The organism is Vibrio tritonius (assembly GCF_001547935.1).
Lineage (GTDB): Bacteria > Pseudomonadota > Gammaproteobacteria > Enterobacterales > Vibrionaceae > Vibrio > Vibrio tritonius.
In genome coordinates this window covers 2,522,337-2,543,543 of sequence record NZ_AP014635.1, presented here as the reverse complement: position 1 = coordinate 2,543,543, position 21,207 = coordinate 2,522,337, and the positions used below count along the sequence as shown (strand labels likewise).

Below are 21,207 nucleotides of genomic sequence, written 5' to 3'. Positions count from 1 at the left end.
AGCACTCTGCTTTACTTACTTTATTGTGCGTATTCACCGCAGAGATACTTTGTTTTATATCCAGAAAAACGGTTTTAAATAAATAAAACAGGTGGTTAAGTGCTGTATTTTTCGGATTACACTCTTTTACCTACCATTCTAAATAACGGTTGCTTACCCTATCGGGGACATAATTAGGAACAACGATTTAGTCACTAATTTGTTTATTAAACTAGTTGAATATAATATAAAAGTTCTTCACGTAAATCTATTGGCGATAATATCAAAATAAATAGATTCGTCACCTTCTCAATTGCTTAAGTGGTGGAAAATTAACCAGCTTTTAAGAGTTTCTTAATTGTGTCTTCATTTTTAAACGAAGATTGCACTTTTACCAAACCTTGGTTAATAGCGTACTTACATGATCGACGAATATTATTAGATGCAAAACTTGCCGCAGGTGCGTTATCGATTGCTCTAAAGTACACCCAGTGGCTGCTGTTTTCCTGCAAACTTAAGCCTCTGGCAATATCGGTTGCCATCAATAAAATATCCAACAACTCCTTGTCATTGATCGCGGTATAGGCGCGAGGCAGGAATGGGTAGTCGGCAATTCCCACCCGAATGTTTCGATTAAGATGACGGTGTGGTTCAAATTCATTCACCCATCCCTGGAACTGCTCAAACATCTCTTCTGGTGGTCGGTTGCGGTCGGTATTTGGCTCAATATAAAGCAAGTTCGAGTCGGAAAAATGATAGATTCTCTGCGAACCAGTAAGCTTGGATTTTAGGAATGCACCAAAGGCATGTTCGAGTTCAAGCCCACCGGTATACCCATGTTGCAGGTACATATTGCGCATAAATGGAATGTCGACCATAACAAACCGCAAACGGTCGTTGAGAGGTTCATTGATGAGTTCACCAATGTGCCACTCTTCAAAACTGCGACTGCTTTTTTCTAACGATGTAGCGAGCCTTGCATTGAGCATGCGTAGGTTACGCAGGCGCGAGCGAGAGTGGGTGAAAAGATTGCTGTTAAGCTCTTCTATCTCATCTTTTTGACGTTGAATGATGTAGCCGCGACGCAGTAAAAAGAGGAAAAAGAGTGCAGAAGTAATAAACAATCCAAATGCAATTTTTTGGAATTTACCGTACTCCTGCTTTAGGCGTTTCAACTCTTGCTCTTGTCCAGCCATGTGCAGTGTTTGTTCGACGAACTCTTTCTGCTGGCGAAATGCGTCTTCACTAATGCGGTTAAGCTTATCTTGTCTTAGTTGAGCAAGATGGTTGTGATATTTCATATTTTGCAGCGCACGAGCTAATTGACCAGATTGCTCATAACCTTCTGATAGTAGTTGATACGCCTGTTCTTCCAGTTCGGTATCACTTAAAGCACGACTAATTTGTAATGCTTTTGTCGAGTAATTAATGACATCATTGGTTTTTTTCTGATGGAAAGCCAGCCCTGCATTGAGTAGTGCTACTTTGGCTTTTAGGCGTGGAATATCACTGTAGTTCAATAACTCTTCTGCACGCTGTAAATATTGACTTGCAAGTGGGTAGTTATAAAGCTGTAAATAGGTTGCTGCTAACGATAAACGTGTTTCGATCACTTGTTCAATATCACTATTACTGCTCTCGTGGTCAATGACGTTGAAGTAGTGAACCAGAGCTAGATTATATTTTCCTTGTAGGAAGTAAGTGTCTCCCATGCGTTTTAGTACCCGCGCTAAAACTGGAGATTTATCATACTTGCCATAGAAATCAGCAGCTTGAGATAAGTGAAGTAACGATTTGTCCAACACTCTTCGTTCAAAAAATAGCCTGCCAAGTAGGGTGTTAGTTTTGGCGAGTAGAGCGCCTGAGTCGTTTTCTATCGCATCCCAGTATGCTCTAAGAAGCTCTGATAACGCGAGGTTGTAGCGTTCGTGATTGAGATAGTGTTCACCGACTGTGATGTGATAGTCGATGGCAGTTTTGGTCGATTTTATTTTTTTGAGATAGGTTTCAACCTCGGCAAAGAGATGATTAGCCGTAGTTGTTTGGCCTGCCTTAGAGGCAACTTCAGCACGCAACATTTTTAATTTGTATTCAATACCTGTAGCGAGCTGGTCAGCATTTTGGATATTTTTAAAATCCGCTTCGATATCATCCAATGCTTGATTGGCATTAGCGGCACTTTCGGTATCTAACCAACGCAAGCGGGTATGTAAGAGTTTTACATCCAGTTTTAAGTAAGGAAGTTGATACTGCTGAGTGAGCTTCTCTGCTTGTTCTAGAACCGTATAGGCTGTGAGTGAGTTACCTAAGTTAAACTCTGCTTGGGCTAACAGCTCCATGGCATCTACCGTACTACCTGGGGTTCGAATACGGCTATCCGCTTCGTCTCGAGCGATTGTTGTCGGTGTCTTTTCTGCTTTCTCAGTTAAACGGCGTTGATTTAAATACTCGCTGGCTAGTGCCTTGGCTTGAATGGGGGAAATGTCGACCAGTCCTGCCGCTTCATTCAGTGTTGGTGATGAATAGATCGTTGCATGAACTAATGTTGATGCGGTTAACATCAACAGAGCAAACCAAGATTGCCAGCGAGTTATTCTCATTACTAGGGTGTTCCTATTATTGTCTTGCCATACGTTGTTTGTTTGCTGGTAGCGTGTTCTCAGTTGAACGATATGGATTAATATCCAAGCCACCGCGACGGGTATAGCGTGCATAAACCGTCAACTGAGTTGGTTGGCAATAACGCATAATGTCGGTAAAAATACGTTCCACACACTGTTCGTGAAACTCGTTATGGTCGCGGAAAGAAACAATGTAACGCAATAAGGCTTCTTGGTCGATCTTGCTACCAGTGTATTGAATTTCTACGCTGCCCCAATCTGGTTGGCTAGTGATGAGGCAGTTGGACTTGAGTAGGTGGCTGTGGAGAGTTTCAGTGACCTGTTCAGTGCCCTTTGCGCCAGAGAGTAGGGTATCATCAAACTCATAATGAGTAATTTCAATATCTTGGTTATCGATACACTCGCCTTGCATTGAGACAATCGCTTCACCAGTAAATTGCTCGACAGAGCAAAGCTCAACCGACACCGTTTCACCAGCACAAGCTGATAGGTCTTTGGACATGGTGGTTTGAACGTCTTGCCAAGTTGCAAAACGCGTTTGGTTAAAACTGTTGAGGTACAGTTTAAACGATTTCGATTCAATCAGATTGGCACTGGTTGCAGGAATGGCAACGTGACCAACAGCTACTTGAGGGAGACCACGTTGATTGAGCCAAGAAATTTCGTATAGCGTCCATAAGTCGCTGCCTTTAAAAGGCAAATCGTCGCCGAGTTTCAGGTCATTGCGGTTCAAACTACGTGGGACAGGCTGCAATAGAGTTGGGTCATAATGTGTGGCATAGGCGGTTTTTTTGCCCAAGGTTAAGCCGGATAGCTCTTTTGCGTTGGAATATTTGCTCATTTTTTTGTGTCAATTCGATTAGAATACCGAGAATTTTACGCAATCCCTTCGCTTCTGTCATTAAGCAGGGTTAAAGGAATCGACGATGGAGAATGACATGACATCCATTGATAAGGCGCTGTCCCTATTTTGCCAACGTTATGTTGCGCAGTGTCAGCAGCAATTAGGACATCTTCCCGCTGATGCAGACTTGGTTGGATTAGCTTCCCCTTGTATTAGTGAAACAACAGATGAGTGTGTGTTTTGGCAACCAGTACAACGTGAACAGCAAGCAGATTTTTCCAATGTAGAACGCGCTATCGAGCTAACTCTGCATGAGGATGTCATTGCGTTTTATGGTTCGCAATACAGTGCTGATATGCCCGCAGTATGGCATGGTCAACCGCTAACGCTGCTACAAGTGTGGAGCGACGACGATTTTGAGCGTTTACAAGAAAATATTTTGGGTCACTTGGTCATGCAGCGTCGTTTGAAGCATAAACCAACCGTGTTTATTGCGGCAGCAGAAGATGAAATGCAAGTGATTTCGGTGTGTAACTTAACTGGGCAAGTGCTGTTAGAAACTCTAGGTTCAGGAGAAAGAGAAGTACTAGCGCCAACGCTGGAGTTATTTCTGTCTCAGTTAGAACCAACCCCTTCTAACACCATGGTTTAAATTGAATGTTTGTTGTTGAACTGGAATTTGAGTGTTTTGATAACACCACTATTAGCGCTGTTGATAAAGCCATTAATGGTTTAATGGAAGCCCTACGCTACAATGGCCAAGTGCTGGGACGTGAATTTCCTGTGGTGATGGGGGAGGGCGAGTTTTTTGTCCGCGCTGTTTGCCCGGAAAAAGAGAGCTTACATCCGCGCAATCATTCCGATTTTGTGCAGGTGTGCATTGAGCGCTTAACTGACGCATGCTTACTGGCTCCTAAAGTACGCTTACTTGGGCGTGATATGAATTCAGAGCAAGCGGCAGATGATGTGCAGCCAAGCTGGCAAGTGCTTTATACCACCTATGTTCATACGTGTTCTCCATTGCGAAGTGGTGATACGTTATTGCCTATTCCGCTTTACCGAAATGAGCCTACCTTCAATGGTGATCACAAGGCGGTTGTAAAGTGGCAAACTGAGTGGCAAGCGTGTGACGAAATACAGATGGCAGGCAGTTGCAAGGCTGAACACGCAGCGTTACATGAAATTTGCGACATCGACAGCGACATGTTCATTCGTGGCTGGGACTTACGTGGTCGGATTGAATATCTCACCAAAGTACCAACTTACTATTATTTGTATCGCGTTGGTGGAATAAGCCTTGCTCAAGAGCAAGCTCGCCGCTGTCCTAAATGTAACGGGGAGTGGTTACTTGAAGAACCTTTGCATGATATCTTCCACTTCAAATGCGACCAGTGCCGGATTGTTTCTAATATCTCTTGGGATCACTTGAAATAAACTGGGTTGAATAAGTCCAAATACAAGATGTAAAAAAGGTTGGCCATGGCCAACCTTTTGTTTTTTCTCTTTAATAAGAATGAATTACCAGCCTTTAACAATACCGCCAAACGCTTTTTGTGCTGCTTGGTAAACTTCCTCAGTTTGGTATGCTTTCACAAAGTTTTTCACGTTTTCGTTGTTTACGTTGTCTTGGCGAGCAACGATCAGGTTCACGTATGGTGAATCTTTATCTTCAACAAAAATACCATCTTTGTTAGGTGTTAGGTTGATAGAGCTAGCGAACGTGTTGTTGATGATAGCAACTGTTACGTCGTCTAGAGAACGTGGTAGTTGAGAGGCATCTAGTTCAACAATTTCTAGATTTTTAGGGTTTTCAACGATATCACGAGTTGTTGCGTTTAGAGTGGCGCCTTCACGTAGCTTGAGTAGGCCTTGTTTTTCAAGAAGCATTAGTGAACGACCTAGGTTAGTTGGGTCGTTAGGCACTGCAATGCGGTCACCATCTTTGATTTCTGCAACGGTCTTGATTTTGCTAGAGTAACCAGCGATTGGGTAAACGAACGTGTTACCAGCGATAGCAAGTTTGTAACCACGGCTTTCCATTTGCTGGTCTAGGTATGGTTTGTGTTGGAACGCGTTTACATCTACAGAGCCATCCGCTAGAGCTGCGTTTGGTGTTACGTAGTCAGTGAAAGTAACGAGTTCTACGTCTAGGTTGTATTTTTCTTTTGCTACTTTTTTAGCAACTTCGGCTACTTGAGCCTCAGCACCAGCGATTACGCCGACTTTGATTTTGCTTTGGTCTACTGTTTCGTCACCACAGCCCGCAAGAATAAGTGTAGATGCTGCCGCTGCGATGGTGAATAGAGCTTTTACGCTGAATTTCATTCCTAACTCCTGTTAAATTTTTATGTCTTATATTGTTTAATATCTTATTTATCTGTGGTCTACGCGACGAACTAGTGCGTCACCAACTGATTGTATAATTTGTACTAGGATAATGAGCATTACGACGGTTACCGCCATGATAACGATATCGTAGCGATAAAAGCCGTAACGGATAGCAACATCACCCAAACCACCGCCACCAACAGTACCAGCCATGGCTGAGTAGCTCACTAGAGTTACTAGTGTTACGGTGACTGTATTGAGGATAGTCGGCAGCGCTTCTGGGATTAATACCTTATTAATGATTTGCGATGGTGTTGCACCCATCGATTGGGCAGCTTCAACCAAGCCTGATGGTACTTCCATTAAGGCACCTTCAATAAGACGCGCAACGAACGGAATTGCACCAATAGTCAAAGGTACAATCGCTGCGGTTGTACCGATAAACGTACCGACCAGCATTTTTGTCACTGGAATAATGGCAACCATCAACACCAAAAATGGTACAGAACGACCAATGTTGACAATAGCGCCTAGCACTCGGTTCAGGATTGGGTTTTCTAGTAATCCATCTTTCTTTGTGGTGTGCAGTATTACACCCAGAGGGATACCGATGGCGAAACCAACCACACCAGATACTGCAACCATGTAAACAGTTTGCCATGTTGCTTTTAAAATTAGATCACTGTTGAGTGATACCCACGCCATTAAATCATGCATTGACATAACCAAGTACCTCAACTTTAACCTTGTTATCGCGAATAAACTGAATTGCTGCTTCTGTGTTCTCTTTGTCGCCTAGAATTTCTGCGACCATCATGCCGAATTTTACGCCACCGGCATAATCTAGGTCAGAATTCAGAATGCTTACGTCGATATTGAACTTACGAGATACCTGGGAAACTAATGGGACATCAACACTGGCTCCGGTAAATTCAAAGCGCACGAGTGGGTGCGTACCTGCAACATGTTTAGTTTTTAGGCGAGCTGCAAAATCATCAGGAATTGATAAATTCAATGTAGAACGAATAAATTGATGTGCTAAGTCTGTTTTAGGGTAAGCGAAGATATCACCAACCGTGCCTTTCTCGACCAATTCGCCACCACCAATGATGGCGACTTCGTTACAGATGCTTTTTACTACGTCCATTTCATGGGTAATCAGCAGCATAGTGATGTTGAGACGACGGTTAATCTCTTTTAGTAGTTCAAGAATTGATTGCGTTGTTGCTGGGTCAAGAGCGCTGGTGGCTTCATCACATAGCAACACTTTAGGGTCACTGGCCAACGCACGGGCAATTGCCACACGCTGCTTCTGGCCACCACTTAAATTCGATGGGTAGGTATCTTTTTTGTCTGCTAGGCCAACCAGTTCAAGTAACTCGCTTACTTTAGTGTCGATGGCTTTTTTGTTTTCACCTGCAAGCTCTAATGGTAGCGCTACGTTATCAAATACTGTGCGTGATGAAAGTAAGTTAAAGTGCTGAAAAATCATGCCAATATTACGGCGGGCAGCAGAAAGCTCTGCAGCAGTAAGTTGGGTCAAATCGATACCATCGACAACCACAGCGCCGGAGGTTGGTCGCTCTAACATGTTCACACAACGGATCAGTGTACTTTTCCCTGCACCTGATGAACCGATAACACCAAAAATGGTGCCTTGTGGAATTGTGAGATTGATGTTTTTTAGAGCGTGAATTTCCTTTTCGCCCTGTAAAAACACCTTGTTAACATTACTTATTTCAATCATTCGAAAACCTGTGCAGGGAACGGCTTGCTTATAAAAACGTTCTGCGGTGCCAGTGCCACAGAATATTGTTTTGTAAACCTTAAAACTTGGATGATGATGCTATGGTTTCTCGCCATTCAAGTCAATAGATATTTTGACGTCTAGACGTCTAAATCTGACAATTTGCTATAACAGAAAGCAATTTGATAGTGATGAAAGAAATAAGCTATGTAATAATTCCTCTATATTCACTCAATAGCGAGAGTAGTTTTGGCTAAACCAGCGGTGTTTTTAGATCGTGATGGCGTGATTAATGTCGATCATGGTTATGTGCATGATGAGCACGACTTCGAATTTATCGAAGGGGTATTTGAGGCAACTAAAAAATTGCAGCAAATGGGTTATCTTCTTGTGTTAGTGACCAATCAGGCCGGTATTGCTCGAGGAATGTTTAGCGAAGATCGCTTTCTTTCTTTAACCCAATGGATGGATTGGAACTTTGAAGATAATGGTGTTGAATTTGATGGCTTTTACTATTGCCCACATCATCCAGAGCACGGCGTTGGTGAATATAAGCAAGATTGCGATTGTCGTAAACCAAAGCCAGGCATGTTTATCTCTGCTCGAGACTTCTTAAAGATCGATATGGCCAAGTCAGTTATGGTTGGTGATAAAGCAGAAGATTTGATGGCGGCTGAAGCTGCCGGTGTCGGAACGAAAATTTTAGTTCGTACAGGTAAGCCTGTGACGGAGAAAGGCGAAGCCCTTGCAACAGCGGTTCTTGACAGTATTGCGGATGTTCCGAGTTACTTGCAGAAGTAACAAAATCTGATTCAAAGAGAGGTCACCCAGGTGGCCTTTTTTATTGATGGTATTGAGAAAACAAAAAAGCCAGCTCGATGAGCTGGCTTTTCAATATGGTGGAGGGGGACGGATTCGAACCATCGAAGGCGGAGCCGGCAGATTTACAGTCTGCTCCCTTTGGCCACTCGGGAACCCCTCCAGGGGTTTTCCTATTCTTTATCAGAATAAGCTTGATTGAGGTTTTCCCAACACGTTCAATCAAGTTTTTCTCACAAGGAGAAGAATATGGTGGAGGGGGACGGATTCGAACCATCGAAGGCGGAGCCGGCAGATTTACAGTCTGCTCCCTTTGGCCACTCGGGAACCCCTCCAGGGTGTTTTCCTATTCTTTATCAGAATAAGCTTGATTGAGGTTTTCCCAACACGTTCAATCAAGTTTTTCTCACAAGGAGAAGAATATGGTGGAGGGGGACGGATTCGAACCATCGAAGGCGGAGCCGGCAGATTTACAGTCTGCTCCCTTTGGCCACTCGGGAACCCCTCCAGGGTATTTTTATACTTAATTGAAGTTTTCCCAACACGTTCAATCAAGTTTTTCTCACAAAGAGAAGAATATGGTGGAGGGGGACGGATTCGAACCATCGAAGGCGGAGCCGGCAGATTTACAGTCTGCTCCCTTTGGCCACTCGGGAACCCCTCCAGGGTATTTTTATACTTAAGTGATGTTTTCCCAACTCATCCCTCAAGTGCGGAGCGCATCATAGCAAACTGTTTGAAGCTGTAAACCCTTTTTTTATCATTTTGAATTGAATGCTGGCTTTTTGGACAAAGATGAGGGTAATTGACCGTTTTGTGTTGTTTCCTTGTGCCAAGGAGTTGTTTTATCTCATGGATTTAATGACGGCTATAAAGCGAAGTCAAATATCGACCTCGCTTTTTACATTACTCTTGGTTTTCTACCCAAATGGATGGGGGAAACCATCTGATTGATCGCGAGTTTAGTTATAGCGAACGGTATAGCGTGTCGGTTTGTGGTTCATGCCGAGCACCATATTGACAATGATTGCTCCAGCAACCGACAAAATAAGTAACCAAGGACTGACAAAGAAGAACGAAACGATAAGGATAGAACAATCGATCACAACCTGAGTTTTCCCAACCGAGATTCCCCATTTATCTTGAATGGCGAGGCACATAACATTAAAGCCACCCAAACTAGAACGATGCCGAAATAAAATAAGCATGCCTAGGCCCATGAAAAGACCTCCCGCCAGCGCACAATACACTTCGTTGACCACATCAAGGTGTATCAATTCGCGCAGTTGATCGGAAAATACGGAAACTAAAGCCCCAGCAATAATACTGTTGAGAGCAAAAGTACTGCCAAAGCGACGCCAAGCAAGAATATAGAACGGGATATTGGTGACAAAATAGAGCGTACCAAAGCTCCAAGACAACAGGTGGGTTAATAACAGAGCTAAACCTGCAGTGCCTCCGGTAAGGAGGTGAGCTGATTGCAGGAAAAATACGCCCTGAGCGGTAATAATTGAACCTGTTAAAATCGCAATCGCGTCTTCTTTGAGTGAGTGTTTTTCCATTTACATTGTGAATAATTGACCAGAATGGGGCGATAGTAATAAAAAGACGATATTTTCGGTAGATAGAGACGAGAAATTAGGGTAAACCTATGTAACGACCGTTTTACAGGGTGTAAAGCGAGAAATTGACACTTCATGCCCTTTCTGCCGAAACATCAGGGTTTATGAAACTGTTCGTCACTCATTATGAAAAAACTGCATAATAAATTCGTAAAAATGTTCTTTATGATACAGATCAAATTATGTAGAATGCGCGCCATTGCGGTGACGAAAACGTTTGCGTTTAGTCATTGTGCGGTTTTTTCCCCATACTTTCAGTTAATCTGAGTCAGGAGATACAGATGCTTAAGCGTGATATGAACATCGCTGATTACGATCCGGAGCTTTACGCTGCCATTCAGGAAGAAACTCTTCGTCAAGAAGAGCACATTGAACTTATTGCTTCTGAAAACTACACCAGCCCGCGTGTAATGGAAGCTCAAGGTTCTCAGCTTACCAACAAATATGCAGAAGGTTATCCTGGTAAACGTTACTACGGTGGCTGTGAGTATGTTGATAAAGCTGAAGCACTAGCGATTGACCGTGCTTGCCAACTGTTCGGTTGTGAATACGCTAACGTTCAACCACACTCTGGTTCACAAGCAAACAGTGCGGTATACATGGCTCTGTTGAACCCTGGTGATACTGTTCTAGGTATGAGCCTAGCTCACGGTGGTCACTTGACTCACGGTTCACCAGTAAACTTCTCAGGTAAACACTACAACGTTATTCCTTACGGCATCGATGAAGATGGTCAAATCAACTACGATGAAATGGAAGCGTTAGCAGTAAAACATCAGCCAAAAATGATCATTGGTGGTTTCTCTGCTTACTCACAAATCGTTGACTGGAAACGTATGCGTGAAATCGCGGACAAAGTAGGTGCTTACTTGTTCGTTGATATGGCTCACGTTGCGGGTCTAATTGCGGCTGGTGTATACCCAAGCCCAATCCCATTTGCTGACGTTGTAACGACGACAACTCACAAAACATTAGCTGGTCCACGCGGTGGTTTGATCCTGTCTAATGCTGGCGAAGAGATGTACAAAAAACTGAATTCAGCCGTGTTCCCTGGTGGTCAAGGTGGTCCTTTGATGCATGTTATCGCAGCAAAAGCGGTGGCATTCAAAGAAGCAATGGAACCTGAGTTCAAAGCTTACCAAGAACGTGTTGTTGCTAACGCAAAAGCGATGGTTGCTCAATTCCAAGAACGTGGTTACAAAATCGTGTCTAACAGCACTGAAAACCACCTGTTCCTTGTTGACCTGATCGACAAAAACATCACTGGTAAAGAAGCTGACGCAGCACTAGGCGCAGCAAACATCACAGTAAACAAAAACTCAGTGCCAAACGATCCGCGCAGCCCATTTGTGACTTCTGGTATCCGTGTTGGTACGCCATCAATCACTCGCCGTGGTTTTGGTATTGAAGATGCTAAAGACCTTGCTAACTGGATGTGTGATGTTCTCGATAACATCAACGATCAATCTGTGATCGATGCAACGAAACAGAAAGTATTGGATATTTGTAAACGCCTACCTGTTTACGCTTAATTGCCAACACTTTGTTGATAATCAAAAGGCCCGCATAACATGCGGGCCTTTATGTATCTGAATGTCTTTAATCTGACTACTGTTTGGGTTTGTCTAGCTACTTAGCCACGCTAAGTAGGGCGCCAGATTTACATTGGAACATGTAGTAGTTGCTGCTTTCAGAGAATTTTCCCAAGCCTTCACCAGAACAGTAATCGGCGTTGATATCACGCATAGTATCTAGAGTAGATTCGCTCTGTAATGAGAACTTAGCGCCATCCTCACAGACAATGCGTACTCGGCCATCATCACTCACTGAATACACTTTAACGCTGGTGTTACACAGTTCGAATGATGCTTCTTGGTAGTTATCTCTCTGCTCGTTAGATGCGCATCCAGCAAGAACACCAGACACCAAGATCGCGACGAGTCCCATTTTATTCATAATGGATTCCTTTACGTTGTTTTAGCCCAAGCCATAAACAGCGTATAAAACTTACAATCAAGCTGCAACTATAGACCGTTTATGGAATAAAAAAGCCGATATGGATTCCATATCGGCCCTTTATCATCGTTAGATGTATCGACTATTTTACTTCTATACCTTGTGCTTGCATATCGGCATGGTAAGAAGACCGTACAAATGGACCACAAGCCGCGTGTGTAAAGCCCAGTTCTAGTGCAATTTCTTTCAATTCGTCAAACTCTGCTGGCGGAACGTAACGGACAACCGGTAGATGGTGACGACTCGGTGCAAGATATTGGCCTAGGGTTAACATAGTAACGCCATGAGCTCGCAAATCTTTCAAGACTTCGATGATTTCTTCTTTAGTTTCACCAAGCCCCATCATGATCCCTGATTTCGTTGGGATATTAGGGTGTTGTTCTTTGAATTTTTGCAACAGTTCAAGAGACCACTTGTAGTTTGCACCAGGACGAGCCTTACGGTACAGACGTGGTGCTGTTTCTAAGTTGTGGTTAAACACATCTGGTGGGTTGTCTTTTAATAGTTCTAGCGCAGTGTCCATGCGACCACGAAAGTCAGGAACCAGTGTTTCGATACGAATGCTAGGGTTAAGAGCTCGAATCTCACGGTTACAATCGGCAAAGTGTTGAGCGCCGCCGTCGCGTAGGTCATCACGGTCTACGGAGGTGATCACTACGTATTTGAGTTTCATGTCTTTGATGGTCTGCGCCAGCTTTTGCGGCTCTTGAGCATCCGGTGTTAATGGGCGACCATGGGCAACATCACAGAATGGACAACGACGAGTACAAATAGCACCAAGAATCATGAAGGTTGCCGTGCCATGGTTGAAGCACTCTGCTAGGTTAGGGCAAGAGGCTTCTTCACAAACAGAGTGAAGATCGTTCTTACGCATCGCCGACTTGATATCTTTAATACGTTGGCTATCGGATGGCAGTTTGATTTTCATCCACTGAGGTTTACGTAAAACCTCAGTTTGTTCAGTTGGCATGTTCTTAACTGGAATCAGTGCCATCTTCTCAGCGTCACGGTACTTGACGCCTCGTTCCATCTGAATTGGTTTACTCATGATTATAGGCTTCTGTGCTGAATTCGACTTTCTCGTAGCCCAACAGGTTTACGAGCTCTCTTACTAATAGTGTTTCAACGTCTGCTACTGTCGTGGGGCCCGTCAGATCGCTAACTTGTACCATCTCAAGTCCAGCATAACCACATGGGTTGATGCGCAGGAAAGGGGATAGGTCCATGTTGACATTTAATGCCAACCCGTGGAATGAACAACCTCTACGAATGCGCAGACCAAGTGAACAGATCTTACGTCCGTCTACGTATACGCCAGGGGCATCAGATTTAGCAGCAGACTCAATGTCGTAATGTTTTAGGGTGTTGATAACCAAAGTTTCGATATCGGTTACTAGCTCACGCACACCTAACTTCTTACGACGTAAGTTTATTAAAAAATAAGCAACGATTTGACCAGGGCCATGGTAGGTCACTTGACCGCCACGATCACTTTGAATAACGGGGATATCACCCGTATTTAACAGATGCTCAGCTTTGCCAGCTTGACCCTGTGTAAATACCGGGTTGTGTTCGACTAACCAGATCTCATCACGAGTGTTTTCATCTCGTTTATCGGTGAAATCATGCATGCCTTGCCAAATAGGTAGATAGTCTTGACGACCTAACTGTCTGACAACCAGTTCACTATCCATTTTATTGCCCATCGGTCTTATATAAAGTTTTTGGATTATAAACGGTATAGGCGATTTGAACTACTTTTTCTGTCGATTTTTTTTAACACTTGTGAAACGTTTTTTCACTAACGCTATGAATAATATAGAAAAAGCAGCCATGGCTGCTTTAAAATATAGTTTGGTTTTATCAAATAAAATTGAAAGAATTACAGAACCAAACGTACGATCTCGATATCACCAAGTTCTTTATAAAGGGTTTCAACTTGCTCAATAGAGGTTGCTGTAATAGTCACAGACACTGAGTGATAATTGCCTTTACCACTTGGTTTTACTCGTGGGCTGTAATCACCTGGAGCATGACGTTGAATCACTTCTAAAACGAGCTCTGGCAATTCTGGTTTCGCATGTCCCATTACTTTGTAGGTAAATGAACAAGGGAACTCAAGAAGATCTTTTAGTTTTGCGTCAGAGTTGATAGTCAACATAGGAAACTCCAAGGTTTGCAAATAAATAACGGTGCAGAATAGTACAGCCATTCTACCAGGATCTCAAGGGCACAAAAAGGCCGCATAAAGCGGCCTTCTGCATTTAATCTAAGTGATTAGAATAAGCCTTTGAACAACAATACAATGTAGTCCCATAGGCGGCTAAACATACTGCCTTCATTGATATCTTCTAAAGCCATCAATGGGTATTGAGCCACATCTTTACCATCAACTTGATAGAAAAGCTTACCCACTACATCACCCTTTTTAATTGGGGCTTTAAGTTCTTTTTCAAGGACAAAGTTGGCAGTTAAGTCTTTAGCTTGACCACGAGGTAAAGTGACATAAGTATCTTCATTTACGCCAAGTGCAACTGTATCTTTGTCGCCCATCCAAATACGTTCGTTAATAAAGGTTTCACCTTTTTTGTGTGGCTCAACCGTTTCGAAGAAACGGAAACCGTAACCAAGCAGTTTTTTGCTTTCTGCTTTGCGTGCATTTGAACTCTTGGTGCCCATTACAACCGCGATTAGTCGCATTTGACCTTCTGTTGCGGATGAAACTAGGTTGTAACCTGCATGGCTTGTGTGACCGGTTTTCATGCCGTCCACGTTCATGCTTTTGTCCCACAATAGGCCGTTGCGGTTGTACTGCGTAATACCGTTGTAGGTAAATTTCTTCTCTGAGTAGATCTTGTATTCGTTTGGCACGTCACGAATGATAGCTTGCGCCAGTACGGCAAGATCGTGAGGCGTTGTATAGAGGTTTGGATCGTCAAGACCGTGCACGTTAGTGTAGTGCGTGTCTTTCATGTTAAGAGTATTTGCCCAAGCGTTCATTAGGTCAACGAACGCATCAGTTGACCCAGCGATATGCTCAGCCATAGCCACACAAGCATCGTTGCCTGATTGGATAATGATCCCTTTGTTAAGGTCGCTAACCTTAACGGTTGTGCCCACTTCGATGAACATCTTAGATGAGTCTGGGAAATTTTTAGCCCAAGCATTTTGGCTAACGACAACGTCATCATCGTTGCTGATGTTGCCTCGTTTTAATTCTTGACCGATAACATAACTGGTCATCATTTTTGTCAAACTGGCTGGCGGAAGTTTCTCGTCCATGTTTTTTTGTGCGAGAATTTTACCAGAATGGTAATCCATCAACACATAGCCATTAGCGGCGATTTGAGGAGCATCTGGTACAACAACAGGTGAAGCAGCAGCGGAACCTGAGAAACTTGCTGATAGCGCAATAGAAGACGCCAAAACAGAATGTAAGATCGTTTTTTTCATGGTTAGTTTGACTTTTTTACTTAATTGTCCGTTATCTTATCAGAAATGATACGGTAGAACAGTCCCGGCTGGGGCTAGGTTTCTGCGTATCATCGCGAATGGATGAGCTTTTTCACAAATGCGGTTTGGTAGCCGAGAGATTTTACTCTCTCTAGACTTTCTTGAGTCAGAGAATAGTCAACAAAAGGGCCTAAGAACACCCGATGACTGCCATTCATAGTATCAACAAAACTACGCACTGATAACGTTTGACTCAAATTTTTCGCTAAAGTTCGCGCATTCTTTTCATTTTGTGAAGATGAAACCTGAATATAGTATTTCTGTTGGTCTGCTTTATCGTCTGACTTGACGTTTTTGTCTGCAGTTATCACCGAAATTTCTACATTAGCTGTTCCGGTTTTCAATACGCCTAACTTATATGCTGCCGCATAACTCAAATCAATAATTCGGCCTGTATGAAATGGTCCGCGATCATTGACTCGAACTACCGCTGTTTTGCCGTTATCCACATTAGTGACCTTGACATAACTGGGTAGAGGTAGCGTTTTATGAGCGGCTGTCATGGAGTACATGTCGTAAATTTCTCCATTCGAGGTTAGGTGCCCATGAAACTTAGTGCCATACCATGAGGCTTTTCCCTTTTCGGTAAACCCTTCTGGGTTCTTGATAATATGGTATGTCTTTCCACCTAAAGTATAGTCTTTATTACCACCAATACTATATGACTCATTTTGTGGATGAGCATCTTCGATATGATCGACAGAAATAGGCGCGTTAGGCGCGATATCGTTATCGATTGAATAGCGCCCAGACGAGCTACAGCCAGCCAAAAAAAGTACGATGGCAGCTGCGTATGGCAAAGTCATTTTTGTCATTTAGTTCGCCTTTGAAAATGCTTTTCTGTGAGTGTGAATTGACATCAAAATCCCAAATCCCGCTAATAGTGTCACCATGGAAGTGCCACCATAACTGATCAATGGCAGAGGAACGCCAACAACAGGTAAAATTCCACTCACCATACCGATATTCACGAAGACATATACAAAAAAGCTTAGCACGATACTGCCAGCCATCATGCGGCCAAACGCGGTTTGGGAGTTTGTTGCTAGGTACAAACCTCTTCCGATGACAAACAGATATACAGACAGCAATACTAAGACGCCAACTAACCCCCATTCTTCTGCGATGACGGCGAAGATAAAGTCAGTATGGCGTTCTGGTAGAAATTCTAACTGTGATTGGGTGCCATGCAACCAACCTTTGCCCATTAATCCTCCGGAGCCAATCGCTATCTTACTTTGGATGATATGATAACCAGCACCAAGCGGATCGGATTCAGGGTTGAATAGGGTTCGTACACGGGTTTTTTGATAATCATGCATCAAGAAAAACCACAGCACTGGAATAAAAGCGCCAACAGCCGCTGCTGCAGCTATGATGTATTTCCAGCTAATCCCTGCTAAGAAAATAACAAAGACACCGGATGCTGCGATCAAAATCGAGGTCCCTAAGTCTGGTTGTTTGGCGATCAAAATTGTGGGCACAAACACCATGGCAAGTGACACTATAAGGGTGCGAAAATCAGGCGGAAGTGGTCGATTACCAATGAAGCTGGCCACCATCAAAGGTACGGCCAATTTTAGTAATTCCGATGGCTGGAAACGAACAAATCCTAGGTTCAGCCAGCGTTGTGCGCCTTTGGATATTTCGCCAAACAGCAATACACCAATCAACATCAGCACCCCGACAAAAAATAGCATCGGAGCCAATCGCTCAAAGGTTCGTGGAGGTACTTGAGCCATGCCAATCATGACCCCAAGTGCCAGCAACATACGCATTCCTTGACGTTCCATCATCGCCATATTCTGCCCGCTGGCACTGTACATAATGACGAGGCTGAAAAGCATCAGCAAAATTACCGCTAAAACTAAGGGCAAATCGATATGTATCTTTTGAAAAAAAGAACGATTTTCTGAGGATGGATCTAAATTCATTTTTTATCGTCCTTATTCACGCCGTTACCTAAGATTAGGCGGTCATAAACTTTACGTGCAATTGGTGCACCTTGACTTGAGCCGCCACCGGCGTTTTCTAGTACTAATGTTACTATGGCCTTTGGATTTTCCACTGGAGCAAACGAGGTATACAGAGCGTGGTCACGCAGATGTTCTGCCAGTTCGCTAGCGTTATAGTCTTGACCCTCGGCCAGACCAAATACCTGCGCTGTACCCGATTTACCCGCACTGGTGTAAGGGGCATTGGTAAAAGCATGCCGTGCAGTACCGCGTTTGCCATTATTCACCAAATACATACCGTGGATGGCAATATCCCAGTATTTATCAGGTACGCCTGTAATCGGCGGATAGGTGACGATTTCGGCATCTTTTTGGGTGGAAAACGCTTCGCCATTGTTGATCGTTGAGCGTAACAAGTGCGGTGCAATCACTTTACCGTGATGGATCAATACCGATGTTGCCTTGGCAATTTGCAGTGGCGTTGCTGTCCAGTAACCTTGACCAATCCCGACCGGAATAGTGTCGCCTTGATACCACGGTTGGTGGAAGCGTGCCATTTTCCATTCCCGGGTAGGCATGTTGGCTTTACTCTCTTCGTAAATGTCGATGCCGGTATAGTCACCAAAGCCAAACATTTGCATCCAACGCGATAGGTTATCAATGCCCATATCAAAGGCTACTTGATAGAAAAACGTATCGACCGATTCTTCTAATGCCTTGGTGACGTTCACCGTTCCGTGCCCCCAACGCGCCCAGTCACGGAAAGGACGTGTGTTGGAATTAGGAATTCTCCAATACCCAGGGTCGTTACGAGTTGTGTGAGGTGTAATAACACCTTGCTTTAACGCCGACACGGCAATAAAAGGTTTCACTGTCGACCCCGGAGGATAGATACCCAGTGTGGTTCGGTTAACCAATGGACGATCTGTATCGTTGAGTAACTGATTATACTCTTTGGACGAAATACCATGAACGAAGGCATTGGGGTCGTAACTTGGACTAGAGACCATGGCTAACACGCCATTATCTTTGGCATCAAGTACGATAGCGGCGCCGCGACGACCATTGAGCAATTTGGTTACGTAAACTTGCAGGTCGATATCAATGTTGAGCACGATATCTTTTCCTGGTGTCGGCGGCACGTATTTTAGGGTACGAATGACCCGGCCACGACTATTAACTTCAACTTCTTGGTAGCCTGCGATGCCATGCAGCACGTCTTCGTAATATTTTTCAATCCCCAACTTGCCGATATCACGAGTTGCTTGATAGTTAGCGGATTTACCTTCTCGGTCGATACGCGCCAAATCTTTGTCATTAATTCGAGATACGTAGCCAAGTACATGCGTTAACATATCGCCATAGGGGTAATAGCGCTTGAGTGCGGCGGTAATTTGTACACCAGGGAATTTATATTGGTTAACCGAAAACTTAGCCACTTGCTCTTCGGTTAGCTGAGTCAGAAGAGGAATTACATCAAAGCGGCGATTGCGACGGCGTTCCTTTTTGAACTGGTCAATGTCGTCCTGGGTAATCGGGAGGATGTTTTGTAGACGCTGGATGGTGTCATCCATGTCTTTCACTTTTTCCGGGGTGATTTCTAAGCTAAAAACGGGTCGGTTTTCAGCCAAGAGCTTGCCATTACGGTCATAGATCAAGCCGCGGTTTGGGGAAATTGGGACAATTTTAATGCGGTTGTCATTGGAGCGAGTTTTGTAGTCCTGATATTGATTAACTTGTATGTTGTACAAGTTTGCGATCAGCACGCCCACTAATACGATAATGCCGACAAAAGATACCATAGCACGGTTACGAAATAACCGTGCTTCGATTTGGTAGTCTCGGATTGGGCTACGCTTACGTAACATCTCTACCTATTCTCGATGATATGGGTGGTTTGTCGTAATGCTCCAAGCTCGGTATAAGCTCTCCGCCATTACTACGCGAACCAGTGGATGAGGTAGGGTAAGAGGAGATAACGACCAACTCTGCTCTGCCGCCTGTTTACACGCTGGAGCGAGCCCTTCGGGACCACCGATCAAGATCGATACATCGCGTGCGTCCAGTTTCCAAGCTTCAAGTTGTTGTGCCAGTTGCTCTGTATCCCAGCGTTTTCCTGGAATATCGAGTGTGACAATTCGGTTTCCCTTCGGTACCGCAGCCAACATGGCTTCGCCCTCTTTTTGCAAAATACGCGCGATGTCGGCGTTTTTTCCTCGTTTCCCAGCGGTAATTTCCACTAATTCAAGTGGCATATCGTGTGGAAAGCGGCGGCGATATTCTTCGAAACCTTCTTCTACCCATTTTGGCATTTTAGTGCCAACTGCAATTAATTGAATTTTCAACGCTTAACCCCAGAGTTTCTCTAACTGGTATAGCTCACGTTGTTCTTCTTGCATTACGTGCAAAATGGACGACCCCATATCGAGCACAACCCATTCACCTTCATTCTCACCATCTAAACCAAGTGGGGGTAGGCCAATTTTACGTGCTTCGCTCGCGACGTGTTCCGCGATAGATGAAACATGGCGTTTAGATGTACCGGTGCAGATAATCATAAAATCGGTGATGCTGGATTTGCCTTGAACATCGAGCGTCACAATATCCAGCGCTTTCATGTCGTCGGCTTTGTCGGCCAAAAATACGGTTAATTCTTCGCGTTGCAAGTAAATATCCTCAAATACAAATAGGAATAAATTGAAATAACAGAGCTAAAGTATACCACGCCTCAATTCGGCAAAGGTATGTATGCTTCTGTATGACAACACTCAAGGCTGAGTTGTTGCAAGAGTGGCCAAATTGGTTGCTCATATTGAGTCTTCGTCAATATTTCGCATTGAGCAAGTAATTGCACCAAATGACGTAATTTTTGTGGAGTCAAACGTTGTAGAGCGGCAGCATAGACGCTGCGCTTATTTTGCCAGATGCGAAATTTTTCCATCACACTCGATAGGGGCGTCGTAGCCATGAGCTGCTGCATTTTTAGCAGTTGAAATAGCTCTTTTTGTACTGTCCTAACTAAGATGATGGGCTCTAGTTCTTCTGCTCGAAGTTGACGTAGGATACGCTGCGCACGATTCGCTTTTCCTTCCAATAACGCATCGGTCCAATGAAAAGCGGTGTAATGGTTATTACGGCTAAGGGCTTCTTCTAGGCGAATTAGGGTCAACTGCCCATCAGGGTAGATAAGGCGTAGCTTTTCCAAACTCTGCATCAAGGCGAATAAATTGCCCTCATGCCACTGGGCTAACATTTGTACCGCTTCTTTATCTGGCGTAAGCCCTAATTGTCGACAACGTGTCATTACAAATTGTGGTAAGCGCGATAAATCCGGTGTGAGGCAGTTTACAAAACAGCCAAGGGCATTGATTTCCTTACACCAAGCTGCATTTTCTTGGGCTTTAGTTAGTTTGTTACCAAGGATTAGTAGAATGATGTCCGGGTTAAGTTGCTTTGCTAACGCGGCAATCTCTTTACCTAAAGCTGCAGTAATACCTGATTCTGGAATATCGATTTCAATCAATTGGCGAGCAGAGAATAAGCTCATCGACTGACAACAATCGTACACTTCATGCCAGTCTAAGCTTGCATCAGCAGTAAAGCGGTGCTTTTCTTCAAATCCTTGTTGAAACGCAGCGTGTTCAATTAACGTCTTCGATTCATCAAGTAATAACGGCTCACTACCGTACAAAAAATAGCACGGTAGCAACCCTTTATTGAGCGACTCATTGAGTTTGTCGGCAAAAATTTTCATGTAATAGCT

The 21,207-nt window shown here is 43.9% G+C and carries 21 protein-coding genes and 4 tRNA genes; 4 read left to right on the top strand and 21 right to left on the bottom strand.

What is annotated here, in order from left to right; translation table 11 throughout:
• Positions 1–311 precede the first annotated feature (311 nt).
• Positions 312–2,579: a tetratricopeptide repeat protein gene (locus JCM16456_RS11255; RefSeq protein ID WP_068714360.1), complete on the bottom strand. Its 2,268-nt coding sequence runs from the start codon at positions 2,577–2,579 to the stop codon at positions 312–314.
• Positions 2,580–2,595: 16 nt separating this feature from the next.
• The gene (queF, locus tag JCM16456_RS11250) at positions 2,596–3,441 is read right to left on the bottom strand and encodes an NADPH-dependent 7-cyano-7-deazaguanine reductase QueF (RefSeq protein WP_068714358.1); all 846 of its coding nucleotides are present in this window, start codon (positions 3,439–3,441) and stop codon (positions 2,596–2,598) included.
• A 97-nt stretch (positions 3,442–3,538) separates the two neighbouring features.
• Between queF and syd the strand changes: the two genes are divergently transcribed.
• Complete coding sequence (gene syd / locus JCM16456_RS11245) at positions 3,539–4,096, top strand: SecY-interacting protein (RefSeq protein ID WP_068716048.1); 558 nt, start codon at positions 3,539–3,541, stop codon at positions 4,094–4,096.
• A 5-nt stretch (positions 4,097–4,101) separates the two neighbouring features.
• Positions 4,102–4,878 carry a Zn-ribbon-containing protein gene (locus JCM16456_RS11240; RefSeq protein ID WP_068714355.1) on the top strand — a complete coding sequence of 259 codons (777 nt, stop codon included), beginning with the start codon at positions 4,102–4,104 and terminating at the stop codon, positions 4,876–4,878.
• A gap of 84 nt (positions 4,879–4,962) precedes the next feature.
• Here the strand turns inward: JCM16456_RS11240 and JCM16456_RS11235 are convergent, their stop codons facing one another.
• Genes JCM16456_RS11235 through metN form a run of 3 tightly spaced genes read right to left on the bottom strand, consistent with a single transcriptional unit; the run spans position 4,963 to position 7,519 of the window.
• A complete protein-coding gene (locus JCM16456_RS11235; protein ID WP_068714351.1) occupies positions 4,963–5,769 on the bottom strand; it encodes a MetQ/NlpA family lipoprotein in 807 nt (268 codons plus the stop codon).
• 48 nt (positions 5,770–5,817) lie between these two features.
• Positions 5,818–6,495: a methionine ABC transporter permease gene (locus JCM16456_RS11230; RefSeq protein ID WP_068714350.1), complete on the bottom strand. Its 678-nt coding sequence runs from the start codon at positions 6,493–6,495 to the stop codon at positions 5,818–5,820.
• The gene (metN, locus tag JCM16456_RS11225; RefSeq protein WP_068714348.1) at positions 6,482–7,519 is read right to left on the bottom strand and encodes a methionine ABC transporter ATP-binding protein MetN; all 1,038 of its coding nucleotides are present in this window, start codon (positions 7,517–7,519) and stop codon (positions 6,482–6,484) included. The genes JCM16456_RS11230 and metN overlap by 14 nt, the downstream gene beginning before the upstream one ends.
• Before the next feature lie 249 nt (positions 7,520–7,768).
• Between metN and gmhB the strand changes: the two genes are divergently transcribed.
• Entirely contained in the window at positions 7,769–8,320 is a 552-nt protein-coding gene (gene gmhB, locus JCM16456_RS11220) for a D-glycero-beta-D-manno-heptose 1,7-bisphosphate 7-phosphatase (RefSeq protein ID WP_068714347.1), read from the top strand.
• Positions 8,321–8,416: 96 nt separating this feature from the next.
• On the opposite strand, the gene JCM16456_RS11215 is transcribed toward gmhB, so the two are convergent.
• The 5 genes from JCM16456_RS11215 to JCM16456_RS11195 form a co-directional block, all read right to left on the bottom strand.
• Positions 8,417–8,501: transfer RNA gene (locus JCM16456_RS11215), tRNA-Tyr, on the bottom strand.
• Between the two features lie 87 nt (positions 8,502–8,588).
• A tRNA-Tyr gene (locus JCM16456_RS11210) sits at positions 8,589–8,673 on the bottom strand.
• An 88-nt stretch (positions 8,674–8,761) separates the two neighbouring features.
• A tRNA-Tyr gene (locus JCM16456_RS11205) sits at positions 8,762–8,846 on the bottom strand.
• A gap of 71 nt (positions 8,847–8,917) precedes the next feature.
• Positions 8,918–9,002 (bottom strand) — tRNA-Tyr (locus JCM16456_RS11200).
• Between the two features lie 298 nt (positions 9,003–9,300).
• A complete protein-coding gene (locus JCM16456_RS11195; RefSeq protein ID WP_068714346.1) occupies positions 9,301–9,900 on the bottom strand; it encodes a YitT family protein in 600 nt (199 codons plus the stop codon).
• 341 nt (positions 9,901–10,241) lie between these two features.
• Between JCM16456_RS11195 and glyA the strand changes: the two genes are divergently transcribed.
• A complete protein-coding gene (glyA, locus tag JCM16456_RS11190; protein ID WP_068714345.1) occupies positions 10,242–11,492 on the top strand; it encodes a serine hydroxymethyltransferase in 1,251 nt (416 codons plus the stop codon).
• Positions 11,493–11,589: 97 nt separating this feature from the next.
• On the opposite strand, the gene JCM16456_RS11185 is transcribed toward glyA, so the two are convergent.
• From JCM16456_RS11185 to holA, 11 genes are all read right to left on the bottom strand, one after another.
• Positions 11,590–11,916, bottom strand: a complete 327-nt coding sequence (locus JCM16456_RS11185; RefSeq protein WP_068714344.1) for a hypothetical protein — start codon at positions 11,914–11,916, stop codon at positions 11,590–11,592.
• 142 nt (positions 11,917–12,058) lie between these two features.
• Entirely contained in the window at positions 12,059–13,024 is a 966-nt protein-coding gene (gene lipA, locus JCM16456_RS11180) for a lipoyl synthase (RefSeq protein ID WP_068714343.1), read from the bottom strand.
• Positions 13,017–13,670 (bottom strand): lipoyl(octanoyl) transferase LipB, encoded by a 654-nt coding sequence (gene lipB / locus JCM16456_RS11175; protein WP_068714342.1) that lies wholly within the window; start codon positions 13,668–13,670, stop codon positions 13,017–13,019. The genes lipA and lipB overlap by 8 nt, the downstream gene beginning before the upstream one ends.
• A gap of 188 nt (positions 13,671–13,858) precedes the next feature.
• Positions 13,859–14,137, bottom strand: coding sequence for a DUF493 family protein YbeD (gene ybeD / locus JCM16456_RS11170; protein WP_068714341.1), 279 nt, complete (start codon positions 14,135–14,137; stop codon positions 13,859–13,861).
• Between the two features lie 116 nt (positions 14,138–14,253).
• Positions 14,254–15,429 (bottom strand): serine hydrolase, encoded by a 1,176-nt coding sequence (locus JCM16456_RS11165; RefSeq protein ID WP_068714340.1) that lies wholly within the window; start codon positions 15,427–15,429, stop codon positions 14,254–14,256.
• 89 nt (positions 15,430–15,518) lie between these two features.
• The gene (locus tag JCM16456_RS11160) at positions 15,519–16,304 is read right to left on the bottom strand and encodes a septal ring lytic transglycosylase RlpA family protein (RefSeq protein WP_068714338.1); all 786 of its coding nucleotides are present in this window, start codon (positions 16,302–16,304) and stop codon (positions 15,519–15,521) included.
• Positions 16,305–17,423 (bottom strand): rod shape-determining protein RodA, encoded by a 1,119-nt coding sequence (rodA, locus tag JCM16456_RS11155; protein WP_068714337.1) that lies wholly within the window; start codon positions 17,421–17,423, stop codon positions 16,305–16,307.
• Positions 17,420–19,312 carry a penicillin-binding protein 2 gene (gene mrdA, locus JCM16456_RS11150; RefSeq protein WP_068714336.1) on the bottom strand — a complete coding sequence of 631 codons (1,893 nt, stop codon included), beginning with the start codon at positions 19,310–19,312 and terminating at the stop codon, positions 17,420–17,422. The genes rodA and mrdA overlap by 4 nt, the downstream gene beginning before the upstream one ends.
• Positions 19,313–19,318: 6 nt before the next feature.
• Entirely contained in the window at positions 19,319–19,789 is a 471-nt protein-coding gene (rlmH, locus tag JCM16456_RS11145) for a 23S rRNA (pseudouridine(1915)-N(3))-methyltransferase RlmH (RefSeq protein ID WP_068714329.1), read from the bottom strand.
• A gap of 3 nt (positions 19,790–19,792) precedes the next feature.
• On the bottom strand, positions 19,793–20,110 hold the full coding sequence (rsfS, locus tag JCM16456_RS11140; protein WP_068714327.1) for a ribosome silencing factor: 318 nt from the start codon (positions 20,108–20,110) through the stop codon (positions 19,793–19,795).
• A 62-nt stretch (positions 20,111–20,172) separates the two neighbouring features.
• Positions 20,173–21,198 (bottom strand): DNA polymerase III subunit delta, encoded by a 1,026-nt coding sequence (gene holA, locus JCM16456_RS11135; protein ID WP_068714325.1) that lies wholly within the window; start codon positions 21,196–21,198, stop codon positions 20,173–20,175.
• Positions 21,199–21,207: the final 9 nt, after the last annotated feature.